This is a genomic window from Furfurilactobacillus sp. W61-4 (assembly GCF_057545565.1).
The window spans coordinates 570185-583827 of sequence record NZ_BAAJNZ010000001.1; the positions used below are offsets into that span (position 1 = coordinate 570185).

At 45.5% G+C, this 13643-nt stretch carries 15 protein-coding genes; 2 read left to right on the forward strand and 13 right to left on the reverse strand.

Annotation, left to right across the window (positions count from 1 at the left end):
- Nucleotides 1-185: 185 nt before the first annotated feature.
- The 4 genes from glnA to AC27FN_RS02845 all read right to left on the reverse strand — a co-directional run bounded on the left by glnA (nt 186) and on the right by AC27FN_RS02845 (nt 3723).
- Entirely contained in the window at nt 186-1526 is a 1341-nt protein-coding gene (gene glnA, locus AC27FN_RS02830) for a type I glutamate--ammonia ligase (RefSeq protein ID WP_487166506.1), read from the reverse strand.
- 36 nt (nt 1527-1562) lie between these two features.
- Nucleotides 1563-1931, reverse strand: a complete 369-nt coding sequence (locus AC27FN_RS02835) for a MerR family transcriptional regulator (RefSeq protein WP_487166507.1) — start codon at nt 1929-1931, stop codon at nt 1563-1565.
- A 121-nt stretch (nt 1932-2052) separates the two neighbouring features.
- Complete coding sequence (gene miaA, locus AC27FN_RS02840) at nt 2053-2982, reverse strand: tRNA (adenosine(37)-N6)-dimethylallyltransferase MiaA (RefSeq protein WP_487166508.1); 930 nt, start codon at nt 2980-2982, stop codon at nt 2053-2055.
- A 24-nt stretch (nt 2983-3006) separates the two neighbouring features.
- Entirely contained in the window at nt 3007-3723 is a 717-nt protein-coding gene (locus AC27FN_RS02845; RefSeq protein ID WP_487166509.1) for a glycerophosphodiester phosphodiesterase, read from the reverse strand.
- A 115-nt stretch (nt 3724-3838) separates the two neighbouring features.
- On the opposite strand from AC27FN_RS02845, the gene AC27FN_RS02850 reads away from it, so the two are divergent.
- Nucleotides 3839-4015 carry a DUF3042 family protein gene (locus tag AC27FN_RS02850; RefSeq protein ID WP_487166510.1) on the forward strand — a complete coding sequence of 59 codons (177 nt, stop codon included), beginning with the start codon at nt 3839-3841 and terminating at the stop codon, nt 4013-4015.
- A 102-nt stretch (nt 4016-4117) separates the two neighbouring features.
- Here AC27FN_RS02850 and AC27FN_RS02855 read toward each other — a convergent pair whose 3' ends face one another.
- The 6 genes from AC27FN_RS02855 to AC27FN_RS02880 form a co-directional block, all read right to left on the reverse strand.
- On the reverse strand, nt 4118-4504 hold the full coding sequence (locus AC27FN_RS02855) for a rhodanese-like domain-containing protein (protein ID WP_487166587.1): 387 nt from the start codon (nt 4502-4504) through the stop codon (nt 4118-4120).
- Between the two features lie 113 nt (nt 4505-4617).
- The gene (locus AC27FN_RS02860; RefSeq protein ID WP_487166511.1) at nt 4618-4863 is read right to left on the reverse strand and encodes a YqgQ family protein; all 246 of its coding nucleotides are present in this window, start codon (nt 4861-4863) and stop codon (nt 4618-4620) included.
- Between the two features lie 19 nt (nt 4864-4882).
- On the reverse strand, nt 4883-5572 hold the full coding sequence (locus AC27FN_RS02865; protein ID WP_487166512.1) for a rhomboid family intramembrane serine protease: 690 nt from the start codon (nt 5570-5572) through the stop codon (nt 4883-4885).
- The gene (locus tag AC27FN_RS02870) at nt 5565-6125 is read right to left on the reverse strand and encodes a 5-formyltetrahydrofolate cyclo-ligase (RefSeq protein ID WP_487166513.1); all 561 of its coding nucleotides are present in this window, start codon (nt 6123-6125) and stop codon (nt 5565-5567) included. Before AC27FN_RS02870 ends, AC27FN_RS02865 begins: the two co-directional genes overlap by 8 nt.
- Before the next feature lie 84 nt (nt 6126-6209).
- Nucleotides 6210-6359 (reverse strand): 50S ribosomal protein L33, encoded by a 150-nt coding sequence (gene rpmG, locus AC27FN_RS02875; protein ID WP_081495844.1) that lies wholly within the window; start codon nt 6357-6359, stop codon nt 6210-6212.
- A 108-nt stretch (nt 6360-6467) separates the two neighbouring features.
- Nucleotides 6468-8528, reverse strand: coding sequence for a peptidoglycan D,D-transpeptidase FtsI family protein (locus AC27FN_RS02880; protein WP_487166514.1), 2061 nt, complete (start codon nt 8526-8528; stop codon nt 6468-6470).
- Nucleotides 8529-8716: 188 nt separating this feature from the next.
- On the opposite strand from AC27FN_RS02880, the gene AC27FN_RS02885 reads away from it, so the two are divergent.
- The gene (locus AC27FN_RS02885; RefSeq protein WP_487166515.1) at nt 8717-11362 is read left to right on the forward strand and encodes a YfhO family protein; all 2646 of its coding nucleotides are present in this window, start codon (nt 8717-8719) and stop codon (nt 11360-11362) included.
- Between the two features lie 126 nt (nt 11363-11488).
- On the opposite strand, the gene AC27FN_RS02890 is transcribed toward AC27FN_RS02885, so the two are convergent.
- The 3 genes from AC27FN_RS02890 to greA all read right to left on the reverse strand — a co-directional run bounded on the left by AC27FN_RS02890 (nt 11489) and on the right by greA (nt 13640).
- Nucleotides 11489-11794 carry a HesB/YadR/YfhF family protein gene (locus tag AC27FN_RS02890; protein ID WP_487166516.1) on the reverse strand — a complete coding sequence of 102 codons (306 nt, stop codon included), beginning with the start codon at nt 11792-11794 and terminating at the stop codon, nt 11489-11491.
- A 116-nt stretch (nt 11795-11910) separates the two neighbouring features.
- Nucleotides 11911-12912 carry a lipid II:glycine glycyltransferase FemX gene (locus AC27FN_RS02895; protein ID WP_487166517.1) on the reverse strand — a complete coding sequence of 334 codons (1002 nt, stop codon included), beginning with the start codon at nt 12910-12912 and terminating at the stop codon, nt 11911-11913.
- Nucleotides 12913-13157: 245 nt separating this feature from the next.
- Entirely contained in the window at nt 13158-13640 is a 483-nt protein-coding gene (gene greA / locus AC27FN_RS02900) for a transcription elongation factor GreA (protein ID WP_407882086.1), read from the reverse strand.
- Nucleotides 13641-13643 lie beyond the last annotated feature (3 nt).

Genomic DNA, 13643 nt, shown 5'->3' on the forward strand with positions numbered 1-13643 from the left:
TGTTCTTACTGTCTCATCGTACACTAATGCAACCACAGCGACAATCATCACCCGCCAAATCAACGCAATTTTTAACCATTCGCTAGGTTTCACAAATTTCTGATTAATCATAAAACTGCCCACCATAATTGACATCCAATGGTAGACAGCTTAGATCGGTGCATTATTAATATTGAAAATGAGGCTTAATACTGTTCCAAATACTGATCACGTTCCCACTTGGTAACTGACTGACGATAAGACGCCCATTCGAGCTTCTTAGCCTCAACAAAGCTCTGATATAAGTGATCACCTAGCGCAGCACGCATCGTTGGATCAGCTTGCAACGCTTTCGTCGCATTATGCAAATTGTCTGGTAAATTACTGATGTGGTTATCCTCACGCTCTGCTTCATTCATAGAATAAATGTTTCGATCAACCGAGTCATTTGGTGTGATCTCATGACGAATCCCATCTAAACCAGCTTCTAGCATCGCTGCGATAGCCAGATAAGGATTAGCCGCCGGATCAACCTGTCGCAATTCCAGACGGGTTGAATTGCCTCGGGCACTAGGCACCCGCACAAGTGGCGAACGATTGGAACCAGACCAAGCCACGTAGACAGGCGCTTCAAAACCGGGTACCAAGCGTTTATATGAATTCACGATTGGATTAACAATTGCGGTAAAGGCCCGCGCGTGGGCCAACAAACCACCGAGGAAATAGTAAGCTGTTTGGCTTAGTTGTAATTCCCCATCTGGATCATAAAAAGCATTGCCCTCAGCGGTTGATAACGACATATTCATGTGCATCCCTGAACCGTTAATGCCTTCCAGCGGTTTAGGCATGAACGTCGCAAATAGGCCGTATTTTCTAGCAATGGTTTTAACCACCAGCTTGAACGTCTGAATATTGTCGGCGGCCTCTAAGGCGTCGGCATATTTGAAATCAATTTCATGCTGACCAGGAGCAACTTCATGGTGAGCGGCTTCAACTTCAAAACCCATCTTCTCCATTTCTAGTACAATATCCCGGCGACAATTTTCGCCCAAATCCATTGGCGCGAGATCGAAGTAACTCCCCTTATCATTCAATTTCAACGTTGGCTCGCCATTTTCGTCCATCTTAAATAAGAAAAATTCTGGTTCTGGCCCAATATTAAACGTGGTAAATCCGGCCGCTCGCATTTCGTCCATCACCCGAATTAAGTTATTCCGTGGATCACCAGCAAAGGGTTCTCCATCAGATGTATAAACTTCACAGATTAACCGCGCAACCTTACCATGTTCACTGCCCCAAGGGAAAACCATCCAGGTCGCCAAATCAGGAATCAAGTACATATCGCTTTCTTCAATTCGAACAAACCCATCAATTGACGAGCCATCGAACATGAGCTTGTGATCCAATAGTTTTTCCAGTTGACTGACTGGGACTTCCACATTTTTAATTGAGCCGAGCAAATCAGTAAACATCAACCGTAAAAATTCGACGTGCTCTGACTTGACCATGTTACGAATATCATCCTTGGTATAATTTTTCCTTGGCATAATCGATTTCCTTTCCTACTAGTGAACTTAAACAGACTAGAGATGACGCCATAATCCTGGTTCTGGTGGTTTCATCCCCGCTAATTGTTGCATCTCTGGTTCTAAATACTGGCGGGCTTGTTGATCACTAAGCGAAGCCGTTGCTTGCTTTTGAATCCGCGCGGACTGGCTAAAGAGCCGACGCAACGTGGCAAAATCCATGCCACTTGCTAAACCATCTTTCACTTCCAATAATCGGTCCACATCTTGTAATGAATAGCGGCGCCGGTTACCTTCGTTGCGCACTGGATGAACCAAAGCTTGCGTCTCATAGTAACGGATTTGCCGAGCAGTCAGCCCGGTTAGTGTCATTACCGTGCTCATTGGCAGCACCGCCAGTGACCGACGTAATTGCTTTTCAGCCATAGGCACCTCCTCAATTCAAAGCACAACGCCATTAACGAACTTGTACAAGAGCATCTTCCCACGTTTCCCCGAATAAAACAAGCGTTCATGTCATAAGTTCTGACATGAACGCCAATTTAATTTAGCCGTTGTCCGACTTAGGCTGCCAATCGGCGACCCGTTGTTCAATTTCAGCGACGGTATCTGCCCCGCTGACAAGATCAAACCACTCAACTGGTAGTTGATGGCGAAACCAGGTTAACTGTCGTTTCGCATAGTGGCGAGAATGCTGCTTGATGGCCGCAACTGCTTCACTCAATGATTCTTGGTCTTCGAAGTACGCAAATAATTCTTTGTAGCCAATTCCACGACTGGCCTGCGGCGCCACCTGTCGCCGTTCATATAACCAATGAGCTTCTTCGGTCAGTCCGGCTGTCATCATCTCGTCAACTCGTTGATTAATCCGCTTATACAAAACCGCCCGATCTGTTGTTAATCCAACGATCAACGCATCAAACTGTGGTGAGCGGCGCGTTTGATCTAAAATGGAGTGTCCTGTGTGTTCGAAAACCTCTAACGCCCGGATTACTCGACGAGAATTACCAACCGGAATTTGATCGGCGGCTTTCAGATCACGCTGTGCCAATTGTTGCCAGAGCCACCGTTGATCGTGGTTTGCCAGCATGGTTTGCCAAAATTGTCGGCGCTGTTCATCAGCGGGACTGCCTAATTGTAGGCCATCCAGCAACGCTTGGAGATAAAATCCGGTACCACCAACAATGATTGGCAATTTTCCACGTGCGGTAATCTGACTAATCAAGTTTGTCGCCTCATCTACAAACTGCGCCACGGTGAATCCTTCGCTTACTTCACGAATATCGATTAAATAGTGTGGAACATGTTCTTGCTCGACTGGCGTTACTTTAGCTGTCCCAATATCAAGGTGACGATAGACTTGCATCGAGTCCCCAGAAATGATTTCACCGTTAAATTGCTTAGCTAGTTCGATTGAAAGTTGCGTTTTGCCAACCGCCGTGGGCCCCACAATGAGTAGTACTTTGGGTTTGTTCATGCTATCTCCTCTAAAAAACCAATTTTAATGATCGGTCTGCTGTTGCCGCAGCTGCTTAGCCAAACGCACCCGATCGGTAATCACGCCATTAACTTGCTGTTCAAAACATGCTGTCAGCGTCGAACGATCATTAACTGTCCAAACACGCACCGACGCCTTTGTGGGCTGCTGATGCCGCTGCCACCACCAAGTTTTCGAGTGCCAAGCAGTAATAATTCCCCGTCTGGACAACCATCGGGCCTGCCAAGACGTGAATCGAAATAATAATGCTGTATCAATTTGTGGTGCTAGTTTATGAAATCGTTGCAGTCGTTTTGATGAGAAGCTGGAAATCACCACCGTAAACGGCCAGGAGCCAGATAGGAGCTTTGCCGCCAAACGTGCTTCTAGTTGCGGCATGATTTTTTGGCGCGTTTTGAGCTCCAAATTAAGCAAGCCACGAAAATCTTGTTGCTGAAGAAAGGTTAACAGTTCATCGACCGTCATCATCTTCCCGCGCCGAGTATGATCACGAATAACCAGCGATTGCAAATAAGCTAATGTGTGCGCACTAACCGGACCATATCCATTCGTCTGGTATTCCAATCGAGCATCATGGAAAATGACTAACTGGCCATCTTGGGTTTGCTGCACATCAGTTTCAATGCCATCAATCCCTAAAGATAACGCATCCGCAAATGCAGTTAACGTATTAGCCGGTGCTTGATCGGTTACACCACGATGCGCAAAAATCAAAGTCATGATTTCCCTCCACACTTATCCGTTTAACTGGACGATTGTCTTTAAAACGACGATAATATGATTGTAAACAAAAAGGCGGGCTGCTGTAAAACAGCGCCTAAAAAGGAGGTTCACCATGAAATCATTTGGCAAAGGCTTCTTATGGGGTACACTAGCAACAATTGGGGCGGTGGCTGCGGCCATTTTCTCATTTCACAAAACCGTTGTTTCTCCAATTGAAGAAGAGGAACAACGTTTTGATGATAATCGTCGACGGGCAATGCGTAAATCTCGCTCAGCCCATCTTAGCTAGTCTAACCACGCTCATTAATTCTAACAAAAAGACGCTGATGGTCTGCTTATTAGGCAGGAAATCAGCGTCTTTTTTGTGGTTACTCACCGGCTTTGCTTTCAATCAATGCTTGCTAGTTTTAATTTTACCGTCCCACCGACCGTAACCATCGCTAAGAATAAATAGCTTTGAATAGCCGTGACGTGCTAACCGCAACGCGGCCCGAGTGCTCAATGTTTTGCTTTCGTCGTAAAGGTACACCGGTAAATCTTCACGGATTTCTTTGTATCGTTGACCAAACATCGAGTAAGGAATATTGCGGGCACCCAAAATATGGCCAGCATCGAAATCTTTCTTTTCGCGAACATCGACGATTTGCGCCTTACGCATTCCTGCCTGAAAGGCTTCTTGATCCAAAAGTGTCGAGACCTGACGACGCCGAATAATAATATAAATCCGCCATCCGATCCAACCAACGATCACAGCAATCCCAATGATGTCTAAAATAATTTCTGCAACTGATGCTCCAACTAACACGAATACCCCTCCAACTCGATGTCGCTCAATCCAATTAACTCGCTTTTAATCAATAATAACATTGTACACATTTACGCAAGCGGTGCCTAGCCTTGCGCCTGCTTTTTCTCTTCGATGCGATGCTCATGATTCAGCACGACCTTGGCTTTTAACCACGTAGGTTTGTCAATCGCGTTCATTTCATATAAATGATCTAACTCTAGCGCCATCATTTCAATGTCCCACAACCGCTTACCCACGTAAACATAAATTCCGAAAACTTTTAGGAGTTGCTGAACATCATATAGCGTCCGAAGCGCATCTGGATCATCACGATATAAATTTGCTTTCATCATCCACCTCAATGACTATTTATAATAATGGCAATCCGATCGCACAGATAGCTAACAATGCTAGTCCACCCAGCCCACGCCAGATCCATTTAATCTGACCACGAGCCGTTGGCACCCCAATTACCAATGCAATCGCAAATCCGCCAACCAAACCACCAATGTGACCCCAGATATCGATACCTGCACTAAAAATATCCATCACTAAATTTAAAACCACTAATAAGATAAATTGTCGGCTCATGGCCCGAATATAAGGGTTGCCGCGAAAGATTATCCCCAGCATAATAAACGCACCGAACAGGCCAAAAATCGAGGTACTGGCGCCTGCTGACAGCGTGGTTGGCAGAAAAATGGCACTCCAAATATTCCCCGTCATACCGCTCACTAAATAGATAATCAGTAGCCGCCAATGACCAAACAGCGTTTCAATCTGTTGACCCAAAAAATAAAGAACGACCATATTCATGCCTAAATGCATCACACTCATATGAATAAACATCGGGGTAAACAACCGCCACCACTGACCAGCTTGGATCGCTGGTGTATATCGAGCACCAGCCGCTAGCAAACTTTGGCCCGAAAAAGTACTGAATAGCGACACGCCTTGAATATGGTAGACTGCCACCATCAAGACAAAGACCACAACATTAACCGTCACTAATCCGGCCGTGACTGGAGCCCCATTTACAAACTTGCGCCAGTTAGTCATGGTAATCCTCCTGAATAGAAATGATTTCTTCAATTTTGATATCAAAGGGCGCTTGTGGCCAGGCCACTTGGTGAAAACGCTGCGCTGCCAGTGCCAGACTGATCGTGTGACCCGCATAATGGGCTAAATAACGGTCGTAATAACCGGCGCCAAAACCCAATCGACTGCCATCATCAGCAAATCCAAGGCCTGGCACAATAATGAGATCGTGATCGGCAGCGGCAATTTCTTGCCCACCAATTGGCTCAGCAACACCAAAAGCGGAAGGTTCAAACGTCACTCCCGGTCCTAACGCAACAAAGGCCATCTGTCGTTTAGGCAACGTTTTTGGCACAGTGACGGTCTTGCCAGCCGCTAGTGCTTGCGCGATGAGTGGCCGCGTATCTAATTCAATCGAGGTGCTCATCGTCAAACCAATCGTTCTCGCGGCTTGCCACCAAGGATGGCTCACTAGCGCGCTGATTAATTGTTGCGCCTGATTGTCTTTGTCGGCTGGTGATAGCGCTGTCAGACGTTGAATAACAGCCTTTCTTACTGCTGCTTTTGTTGGCATCACTTATGACCTCCACGGATTGTCCAGCAGGGTTTAAATCAAACAAAAAAGTGTCCGAGAAATTTCCCAGACACTAATCAGTCATTACTTAGTTTCACGGTGCAAAGTAACTTTGCGATCGTGAGGGCAGTACTTGTTTAACTCAATCCGGTCTGGATTGTTGCGCCGATTCTTTGATGACAAGTAAGTTTGTCGACCACATTCGGTGCATTCTAAGGTAATGTGTACGCGCATCTTTAACCCTCCACTCTACTTGAAAATTGGCGAAGACGCCTCAACTCGAACAAGTTTAGCATTTTTTGCCACAAATGACTAGTATTTTTTGTGTCTTTACGCGGACCGCTATTTAAATCCATTGTCACTTTGAACATCTTTCCAGTACAGATTGTAAATTGCTGCCGCAATATTCTGGTTAACGAGGTACGAAGATGTTGTTTCTGGCAATCCCGGCACTGCCACCGCGATTGCGACTTGCGGATCCGATGTCGGCGCATAGGTGATGATACTGGAAGTGACCGTTTGCTGTCCATTAACAAACGTTTCAGCGGTCCCAGTCTTAGCGACGATCCCTGGTTTCACTTTTTGCAACACGTCGGCCCCCGTCCGGTGAGCAGACGTCCCATTAACCACTTGATACATTCCTTGCTTAACGATCGCTTTGGCCTCTGGGCTCGCATCGACATAATTCAAAGCTTGTGGTTCAGCCTGATATTCAACTGCCCCTAGGCCACCTTTTTTATTGGTTTCTCGAATTTGATCAACTAAATATGGCCGCATCCGATAGCCTCCATTGGCCAGTGTAGAAACATACTGGGCCAGCTGTAAGGTCGTGTAAGCATCATAGTTACCAAAGGCTTCTACCAGTGCGGAACCAATTTGCTTACGACCAGAAAGACCCTTCAGGCCCGCAGATTCCCCTGGCAAATCAATGCCGGTTTTCACACCTAGCCCGTATTGGCTGAAGTTATTGCGAAGCGTTTGAAACATTGAAGTTGGCACGTTATTGACGGATTCACCAGGTGTATATTTGAAGCCAGCCATCTTCATACCAATCTGCACGGCATATGAGTTCGATGAAGTTTCTAAGGCCGTTGCAGCATTCATTGGGATTTCTTGATTTTGATTCCAATCCGTGGTAATTTTCGATGTTCCAGTTAACACAATTGGTTGATCGACCAACGTGTTATTGCTAGGCGTAATTACGCCTGCTTCAAAGCCACCAGTAATGATAGCTGGCTTCACTACAGATCCCATAACAATCGGTTGGTTAATGGCACCTAAAGCATCCGTCGTTACTTTTCCAGTATTTGGATTCCGAGAATCGCCGGCCATGGCTAAAATGGCGCCAGTCTTAGGATTCATTACGACGGCATAAGCTCCTTGACAGGTACCGCCGGGCAATTGTTTGTCAATCTCCGCCTGAACTGCGTCTTGAAATTTAGAATTCACCGTTAGAACTAAATTGGCGCCTTTTTTACCGGCATACTCTTGGACCTGCTTGGTAATCTTGTTACCGCTGCTAACCTCAACGGAAGTTCTTGACTTAGTCCCCTTCAACACAGGTTCGTAAGCTTTTTCAATATAACTGGAACCGACCGAATCATTGCGTGAATAGCCTTGGGACAGCAAAATGTTAACTTCATCAGCTGGCAGTCCTTGCTTCTCGCTGGTAACTGTGCCAACAAAACTCTTGACTGAATTGCCTGCCGGATAAGATCGCGACCAACTCGTCGATGTCTTAACACCTGGCATCTCCGAAAGATGTTCCCCAATTTGTGAAATCTCAGTGGTTGAAACATCACGTTCCTTAATATAAGTCGTCGACAGTGCATATGCACCATTCATTTTAGTAAAGATAGCCGCGGCGTTCTTCTGACCATCAGACAAATTGTCAAAATGCTTAACCACATAGTCCTCACTGGCCTCGGCTAATGCGTTGGCACTCAACGCGTTGGCCTTGGGAATTTTTTTGGCCACCGTCTGTTGATGAACAGGGTCAGCTAAATAATAAATTGCCGCTTGACGATCAGTCAGTGAACTCGTATCAATCGTTAAATAACGACCCAATTTATTGGCGACGCGATACATGTCCGCCGCGGTAACGTTTACACCCTTGGTATAACTAATCGCTTGATGGGCCTCATTGCCAACCAACACCTGACCCGTGGAATCATAGATCATCCCTCGTTGAACATTGTTGGTCTCAATCGTATTATCGGTTCGATTGACCTCTGCTTTAAAGGCCGCACCGTTCTTTAATTGTAGATATGCCATTTGACCAGCCAGCGCCAGTAGTAACAAAAAGACAATCACCAATAGCAAATTTAAGCGTGTGGGAATCCGAATGGTTTGATCATCTTGATGACTATTTGCTCGTCGTCGTTGAATAAACTTATTAAACACAGAAGCTTCAACCTACCTTATCTTGACACCAGTTGTCGTCTAAAAATTTTAAATTGTGTTGTAATTCCAGCTAAATGACTTTGTCGTCTTAAAGCAATCGTCTATCATTGTAAATGATGTTACGCGAAAGCTAAAGCGGCGACGCTAAACTTTATGCTTTTTTCAAACGCGAGAAAGGATTGACCCCTTTGCGAGTTCACTTAAATTTGAAAGATCACTGGCCGCTCTACCTCAGCTTCTTCATTCCTGCTTTGTTCATGACGGGCTACTTTGCTAGTCGAGGAATGGCGCCATTTGGCAGCAGCTCTTTGCTAACCGTTGATATGGGGCAGCAATATATCGACTTTTTTGCGTTCTTCCGCAATACCTTGTTACACCAACCAGGTAACTTTTTTTATAGTTTTGGCAAAGCCTTGGGTGGCGAAACGACTAGCCTGTGGGCCTATTACTTAATGAGTCCGTTTAATCTATGCTTATTACCCTTTTATAAAGGTGGACTCAGCAGTGGCGTCTTATTGATCACCGTTCTAAAGTATGGCAGCGCTGGTCTCAGCTTAGCTTGGGTTCTTGATCGCCTAAACCTTCAGCACGGCTGGCGATTGCCAACCTTGGCGACTGCCTACTCAATGTGCGGATGGACCGTCGCCAACCAGTTAAATTTGATGTGGCTCGATGCGTTGATTTTACTCCCGTTAGTCGTTTTTGGTCTAGAACGACTCGTTGTTAACCAGCGTTGCTGGCCCTACATTGGCTGGTTAGCCGCCATTTTCATCATCAACTATTATATGGCCTACATGATCAGCTTGTTTACGCTACTTTACTGGGCATTCAGTCTCGTCTGGCACCACTTAAATCTTCGCCAAGTCGGTCAAGCAACGCTTAGATATTTAGGCAGTTCTCTACTCGCTGTTGGCTTAGCCAGTTTCATTTTAATTCCGACGTATTTGGCCTTACAACTCAGCAAAACAAGCTATACACTGGCGCCAATTAAGTGGAAATTTGACTATTTTCCACCAAAAATGTTAGGCAAATTTTTTCCAGGTAGCTTTAACTTTGCTCAAATGCCTAAAGGTCAGCCCAACCTGTTTGTGGGGGCTGTCGTGATTATCTTAGTTGTCGCTTTTTTCCTTGAATCATCGGTCAAATGGCCGGTTAAGTTGGCTGGCGGCCTGACGACAGCTATTTTGGGGTTGTCTGTCTGTTACACCCCCTTAAATCTATTGTGGCACGCCGGTCAATTTCCCATTTGGTATCCATATCGCTTTTCATTTGTGGTTTGTTTTTGGCTCGTATGGCTGAGCGCCATCGCCTGGCCCAAGCAAACACCTTTAAAATGGCGAACAATCATCGTCACGTTGCTACTACTCATCGGCGTGACCACTTACTGTTACTTTAACCGCCATCAAGTCAACTTTTTAACAATTGGCCAATTACTAACTGGCTTTATCATCATGTCGATTGCGTTAATTTGTTTCGCACCCTGGCCTGGACATTATCCTTGGCTGCCCCCTTTCATCCTCATCTTGACGATTGCCGATTTAGGCACTAATGCCGTCTTATCCCTCAATAAGATTAGTTATGTGCCCCAGCGCCAGTTTGCCGTCTACACCGATACGCTCGACACCGCCAGTCAGGCAACTAAAAAAAGCGATGCTGGTTTTTATCGAATCGGGAGCACCTTCCAACGAACCAAAGATGATCCACTGCAGGGTAATTACGCTGGTGGCGCTCACTTTGGGTCCACCTTGGAACGCAAAACGATCGGCTTTTATGATCTCACCGGTAATCCAGACGGTGATGGCTTCGTGACTTATGCCAATGGAACACAGTTCATGGATGCCCTGCTTAATTTTAAATACTTCTGGAGCGTTAATGAGACACCATTGCCTGGTCATAAATCCGTTGCCGCGGATTTACCAGCATTAACCATGAAGCCTGATTTACATCGGTATACCGCCATCACGCAGCTCCCTCAAACAACGACGTATCGCAATCCAATGGCGTTAGGGATCGGATTTATGGCAGCGCCAACCACCCAAAATTTAAAAAACATCATGCGCGATCCAATGACCAACCAAAATCAATTGTGGAATGCACTCTTAGGCCAGCAGTCCTCGTCACAACTTTTTCAGGCCGTCAATTTTGATCGGGTTTCATTTCACAATACCAATTCACTCACCAATATCACCGGAAGCACTTTAACCAAGCGTAATCTTAAACGACCAGCGGACATGACCTTGACGTTCACACCGCCCACTGATGATGCGTATTACCTGTCTTTAGGCGCCAACCTACAAAAAGAAAATGTGCAAATTACGCTAAATGATCGTCCACTAACGCAATTTGATACATTTCGCAATACAGTTTTAGTTAATCTGGCCGATCAGCAAAAAGACCAGCCGCAAACGATCACATTTCACTTGAAGAAACCAGCGCTATGGCTGCAAAACGTCACGCTCTATCACCTGCCCCAACATGCATTTGCGGCCGGCATTAGCAAACTACAACAGCATCCACTGACCGTGACCAGTTGGGGAACGACTCATGTGTCTGGTACCGTAACCGCAACCGCTCAACAACCAATTCTTATGACTACGATTCCCGCCCAACCTGGTTGGCACGTGACGGTCGACGGTCATGCAAGCCGACCATTTACGGTTGCTGATGAATTCATGGCAATCAAATTAACACCTGGTCACCACAAAATTAGGTTCCGGTATCAAACACCTGGGTTATGGTTAGGCCTCGGCCTATCATTTGTTTCATTGTTAGTCGTACTATCTATACCTCGTTTTAAACGATGGCAAAAAAAGCACCAGCAGATTGCCAAATAAAGCATCACCCGCGGCGCAAGCCAAAATTAGTCAATCGCACACCGTGAACGACTATCTGCATGTAAGCAAAAAATCACGCCAACTTGACGTGATTTTTTGTTTAGTCTTAATTCAATTAGCGCTTGTTTAAGCCTCTGGTTGAGCAACATACTGATAAATTGGCTCATCTGTTTTGGGATCATAGTCAATCACAAAATCGTAGCCTTCAAAAAACCAAGCATCACCATAGTTTACGAAATATTTAATCCCATCTTTTTCCGTTTCGGCAACCGGGCGGTCCGGCTCTTTGTCAGGCACCATTGCCATGGAAAAGCCGTCGTGGACAGGCGTCTTACCGTAAACCTTCCCATAAAATTTCATGCCATCGCCTGGTTCCAAGCCAACTTCGCGCTGAAACCATTGACTAGCGGCGTCTGTAACCGTAATTTGCATGCTAACTGCCTCCACATAATGAATTCGCTTTCAATGGCTTAACTTTAGCACAAATCTTTGTGAAAGCAAACAAATGAAATTACGTCAATCCCCATGAATACCGGCTTTTAATTTATTTACCCTTGCACAAACTTCATATATTGAGCTTCATCATAGACACGATCTAGTTCACCAATATATTCAGTTGCCTCACGAACGTACCCATGCTTAAACAACCACAGACCATCACTCTTATCAAGGGCAAAAACGCCACCTAAATCATACCGATTCTTATGTGCCTCGAGCGCTTCGCCGATCATTTCCCACTGTAATCGATAAGGCGCTAATAACTTCGGCTCAGCGTTAATCGAACCGCCGTACATGTACCACAACTTATCCCCATATTTAAAGGCCAATGCGGCGGCCAAATCTTGCGTTTGCGAATGGGCAATAAAAATCCGTAAAATGTCAGTATCAGCAAATGCTGTGACCATTCGATCGAAATAGTCACGTGGTCGATACGTAATTCCTTGGCGATGACTCATTTCTTCGTAGAGGGCATAGAAACGATCCATTTCTGCCATCTGTGAGCCAGCCTCAACCATTAATTCAGGTTTAATCGAGTGTCGGACATCGTGACGCGTATTGGGGCGAAAGGTCATCAAAACATCATCCATCGTTTGATCTTTTAAATCCATTACCATATTAAACCGTGGCTGAATCGTATCGTGCATGCCGACATTGCGATTACGAACGCGATAACCATGTTCAATAAACTGCTGGTTTAATGCCTCGTCAAATGGTACTTCAGGATCCATTCGCAAAACATAAACATGATTAGCGATCAGTGCCGGTTCAGCTTCGGCGACTAGCGCATCAATGGTCGCAACATCTCTTGGATCACAAACCGGACCTTTTGAGCAGTAAGCTAGCTTTCCACCCGCTTCATTTTCGATCATCAAGATTGACATGGCGGCAACAATATTGCCGTCTTGCTCTAAGGTGACATGGAGGGGTTCCCAATTGTCTTTAATGGCAGCCCACCCGGGGTCTTGCGTGACAGAAGTATAAGGTGCATTTCTGACAAAATCTGTATATCGCGACATTTGCGCTTGGTCATGTTCATTAATCACAGGCATAGATTTAAGGTCCTTTCCGATTCGGCTAAACTTCAATTTCTTAGTTTACCGTACTTCACTAATGGCAACAAATGCCAAAAATTCACCGCATAGCTAGCCGAGCATTTCTGAGTCCTAGCTCGACTAGATCAACCAGTTACAAGGTTAAAGAAAAAATCGCCTCCCACAAAGAGGAAGACGGTTGTTCAAAACATGCCTTAGCTGCGTTGGCGCGTAAGGTATCTGAATTAACGAGCAAACGGCAACTAAGCGTTCTCCACTGATAAGATTGTGACCTTCATCGAACCAGCCGGAATCGCGATTTCAACTTCATCCCCCACCTTATGACCAATTAAGCTGTGAGCGATTGGTGAGTCATTAGAAATCTTACCGGTCATTGGATCGGCTTCAGCAGCGCCCACAATGGTATATGTTTCTGGTTCCTCATCGGGTAATTCTTTAAACGTCACCGCCTTGCCCAAAGAAACTTCGTCGGCAGCCACTGCATTGCTGTCAATAATCTCAGCGTTGTGTAGCATATTTTCGACCAGTGAGATGCGACTCTCAATGTTCGACTGTTCATCCTTAGCCGACTCGTATTCTGAATTTTCAGAGAGATCCCCGAAACCACGGGCAATTTTAATTCGTTCAATAATTTGGGGACGCGTCACGGTTTTTAAATTTTCTAATTCTACTTCTAATTGTTTGCGACCTTCTTCGGTCATTGGATAGGTTTTTTCTTCAGCCATGAT

Excerpts from the sequence above, each read along its gene's own strand:
- AC27FN_RS02865 (WP_487166512.1), bottom strand. The coding sequence starts at position 5,572 with ATGACTAACTGGCGCAAGTTTGTAAATGGGGCTCCAGTCACGGCCGGA.
- AC27FN_RS02835 (WP_487166507.1), bottom strand. The coding sequence starts at position 1,931 with ATGGCTGAAAAGCAATTACGTCGGTCACTGGCGGTGCTGCCAATGAGC.
- AC27FN_RS02870 (WP_487166513.1), bottom strand. The coding sequence starts at position 6,125 with ATGCCAACAAAAGCAGCAGTAAGAAAGGCTGTTATTCAACGTCTGACA.
- rpmG (WP_081495844.1), bottom strand. The coding sequence starts at position 6,359 with ATGCGCGTACACATTACCTTAGAATGCACCGAATGTGGTCGACAAACT.
- AC27FN_RS02845 (WP_487166509.1), bottom strand. The coding sequence starts at position 3,723 with ATGACTTTGATTTTTGCGCATCGTGGTGTAACCGATCAAGCACCGGCT.
- greA (WP_407882086.1), bottom strand. The coding sequence starts at position 13,640 with ATGGCTGAAGAAAAAACCTATCCAATGACCGAAGAAGGTCGCAAACAA.
- AC27FN_RS02860 (WP_487166511.1), bottom strand. The coding sequence starts at position 4,863 with ATGAAAGCAAATTTATATCGTGATGATCCAGATGCGCTTCGGACGCTA.
- AC27FN_RS02850 (WP_487166510.1), top strand. The coding sequence starts at position 3,839 with ATGAAATCATTTGGCAAAGGCTTCTTATGGGGTACACTAGCAACAATT.
- AC27FN_RS02895 (WP_487166517.1), bottom strand. The coding sequence starts at position 12,912 with ATGCCTGTGATTAATGAACATGACCAAGCGCAAATGTCGCGATATACA.
- glnA (WP_487166506.1), bottom strand. The coding sequence starts at position 1,526 with ATGCCAAGGAAAAATTATACCAAGGATGATATTCGTAACATGGTCAAG.
- AC27FN_RS02890 (WP_487166516.1), bottom strand. The coding sequence starts at position 11,794 with ATGCAAATTACGGTTACAGACGCCGCTAGTCAATGGTTTCAGCGCGAA.
- miaA (WP_487166508.1), bottom strand. The coding sequence starts at position 2,982 with ATGAACAAACCCAAAGTACTACTCATTGTGGGGCCCACGGCGGTTGGC.